Source organism: Sphingomonas sp. PAMC 26617, from assembly GCF_000242835.1.
Classification (GTDB): Bacteria; Pseudomonadota; Alphaproteobacteria; order Sphingomonadales; family Sphingomonadaceae; genus Sphingomonas.
The window spans coordinates 503,540-506,013 of record NZ_JH594425.1 but is presented as its reverse complement, the minus strand read 5'-3'; the positions used below and the strand labels follow the sequence as shown (position 1 = coordinate 506,013).

Below are 2,474 nucleotides of genomic sequence, written 5' to 3'. Positions count from 1 at the left end.
AGAACCTTCGCAAGATGGCCAAGCTCATCCCGATGCCGGTGCAAATGGCACTCGCCTAAACCGGCGGACATCGCTCACGCGATAAGGAAGCAGCTTCCACCCGCAGCCCAAAGCCGACTTCTTCAACGGAATCGCCCAGTAGCGGACATCCCGCCGGTGAGGTAAACCGTCGCGATGCGAGCTGGATCGACCTTGCTCCTGCAACTTCTTATCGTTTCGGGCTGCGTCAGCGCTCCCTCCCGTCAGGAGGTCCTGATGGATGAAATAGAACGGCAGGTTGTGCTTCCTAAGGACGCCCAGCCGCTCGCATCATACGGAAGAAACTACGCTTTTTCTAACGAGAGCAACGTTGTCGCCACTTACCTAATACCCTTGCCTGCGCCGGCGGTCGGCGAAGGCTGTAAGGTGATGCTTGAGAACGCCAGTTCGCGGCCATGCACGAAGGAGGAGATCGCGGAAGGTACGACTGCGAAGGATACGGAAACGGTTGCTGGCAAGCGGCGCTGGTTCGGAAGTTCTAACGATCTTCCATTCATATCTGACGGCGGGTGCGCCGAGGTAAACATTACATATGACACCACAGCCCACCGCATGCTGTCGGTCACGTGTAACGGCACCGGCTAACGGCAGCTTTCCATCAGGTCGCGAAGTTCGACAGCTCGCCTCGCGGTCGGGAAAGCCCGAAAGCCGACCGACCCCAATCGGGACGGAAAGCAGCTGGCCGTTCCCGCCCACTTTCAGACCCGCACTAATGAGAGCATGCTGCACTCATGCAAACACTATTTTTTGCTATTCTCGCCGCTTCAGCGGTTCTCACGTCCCAGTCAAAGGCTGCTGACGTGCCCCGTGTTGTTTGTGACGTGCCGCCCGTAGAATACGTCGGGGAACTCCAAAGCAAATTAAGCCAGCGCGCTGTCCACGCGATCAATTTGGCGGCTTCGTCGGACGGCAAATCCACGGCTGCCCTAGAACGACTGATCGACCCTAGCGCTTCTTTCTCCTCTGGAGCGGGAGATGTCGGCTTGCCTCTGGCGAGCGGTGTGGCCGGGGCTATTGCACTCGCACGCGAAATGAAAGCTGACACGTTTCGGTTCGTTGGTTGGGATGGCATCCCAACACCGGTGAACGATCGATGTGGGGAACAGAAGGTAGACATTGAGTTTACCGATACCCACGACGGTAATTTCTTTCCAGTCACCTTCACGTTTAAAAGTGGCAGGATCGTCGCTGCCCAAGGCTGGCGACGGTCGTTTCAATCTGGGCATATCACGGCCGCGCGACAGTGATATCAGCTTTTCGCGAACGTCCGCTTGCCACCAAAGCAAGACTTATATTCGCCAGCGCTTGCGTTGCTCGATCGATTACGAATCGGTGTGACAACAAGGGCGGACGCGCTTCCGATCACGCTACAAAAGGAGACAAATCATGCGGCAGACAATCCGGCGCCACTTTCTTGGGTTTGCACTGCTGGCACTCCCATCGATTGTCGAGGCTAAGGGCATCACCTACGATTGCGACACTGCCGCCAATCATTTCTCCGAGTTGGTGCTGCCGGCGGGGACAGGACCGTTCACGGTTTCAGGAAGCGTGAAACTGAACGCGCTTGCCGAAACCACGAAATATGCGCCTCTCACGCGTGTCGAAATCGCGTCATCCGCACCAGCTGGTCAATCTCCCGAGGTATTTGCAGGCTTTACGCTCACCGCCCTGCCAGCAGATGGCAAGAAGACCCCATCGGGGGAGTCTGCAGTGCAAATGCTGAGCTATACGTCCAACGGTAAAAAGGACGACGTCCTTCCCCTGTCGTTACTCACGAAGCCGGGTACCGTTCAACGGTTCACGCTGTCATTTGACGGCGGTAGGGTTCTCGTTGACCTCGGAAACGACAACAAAAGTTTCCCACTGAAGACGAACAATCCGGTCGTACGTCTCGTCTGCTCGACCGGCGAATTCCTTTTTACCGACCTGACAATCGCGACGACCGGTGGCCATTGATCGCTTCACTCGAAAGCCGACCTGCAGCTATCGGGCGTAAAAGCGGCCAGTCTCAAGTCGCCCAATTGTGGACGTAGCGATCTGATGGCATCCTATGATTAGCTGGGCCGGAAGGGAACGTCGCTTGAAACGCGAGATTTGGTTTAAGAAGGTCCTTTGGAGCTACATGCCTTCCAGCCCGATGGGGCTACTTGTGCTCTGCGGGCTCGTTTTCGTCGGCGTGGGCGGGGTGTTTTTGGGCCAGTGGCTGCTAAGATTTGCCGGCGTTCAAGGTGCGGACGACTGGCCGTTTCTGCTGCTATTTGCGACCGTAGTTGCCGGATGGATCATCGCGGAGCGCCATAGTTAGCCACTTTATAGGCCGTCGCTTGGATGACTGCTTTCCACCAGGTCGCGACGTTCAGCCACTATGATCACGACCGCCGTGTTCATAAGCGAATCGTCCGCTTTAAGGCACGGAAGCGGTCGGATGGAAAAAG

4 protein-coding genes are annotated in these 2,474 nt (G+C 56.7%); all 4 read left to right on the top strand.

All coding sequences use genetic code 11. The features are described 5' to 3' along the window. Nucleotides 1-255 precede the first annotated feature (255 nt). The 4 genes from RH91_RS02035 (at nt 256) to RH91_RS02025 (ending at nt 2,344) form a co-directional block, all read left to right on the top strand. Nucleotides 256-624: a hypothetical protein gene (locus RH91_RS02035; RefSeq protein WP_081469566.1), complete on the top strand. Its 369-nt coding sequence runs from the start codon at nt 256-258 to the stop codon at nt 622-624. A 146-nt stretch (nt 625-770) separates the two neighbouring features. Beyond that, nucleotides 771-1,286: a hypothetical protein gene (locus RH91_RS22175; protein WP_157136832.1), complete on the top strand. Its 516-nt coding sequence runs from the start codon at nt 771-773 to the stop codon at nt 1,284-1,286. Between the two features lie 139 nt (nt 1,287-1,425). Continuing rightward, nucleotides 1,426-1,995, top strand: coding sequence for a hypothetical protein (locus RH91_RS22170; RefSeq protein ID WP_157136831.1), 570 nt, complete (start codon nt 1,426-1,428; stop codon nt 1,993-1,995). A 124-nt stretch (nt 1,996-2,119) separates the two neighbouring features. Next, the gene (locus tag RH91_RS02025; protein ID WP_157136830.1) at nt 2,120-2,344 is read left to right on the top strand and encodes a hypothetical protein; all 225 of its coding nucleotides are present in this window, start codon (nt 2,120-2,122) and stop codon (nt 2,342-2,344) included. The last annotated feature ends 130 nt before the right edge of the window (nt 2,345-2,474 follow it).

What these genes read in the sequence shown, in the direction of transcription:
- RH91_RS22170 (WP_157136831.1), top strand. Translation starts at nt 1,426, where the DNA reads ATGCGGCAGACAATCCGGCGCCACTTTCTTGGGTTTGCACTGCTGGCA.
- RH91_RS22175 (WP_157136832.1), top strand. Translation starts at nt 771, where the DNA reads ATGCAAACACTATTTTTTGCTATTCTCGCCGCTTCAGCGGTTCTCACG.
- RH91_RS02035 (WP_081469566.1), top strand. Translation starts at nt 256, where the DNA reads ATGGATGAAATAGAACGGCAGGTTGTGCTTCCTAAGGACGCCCAGCCG.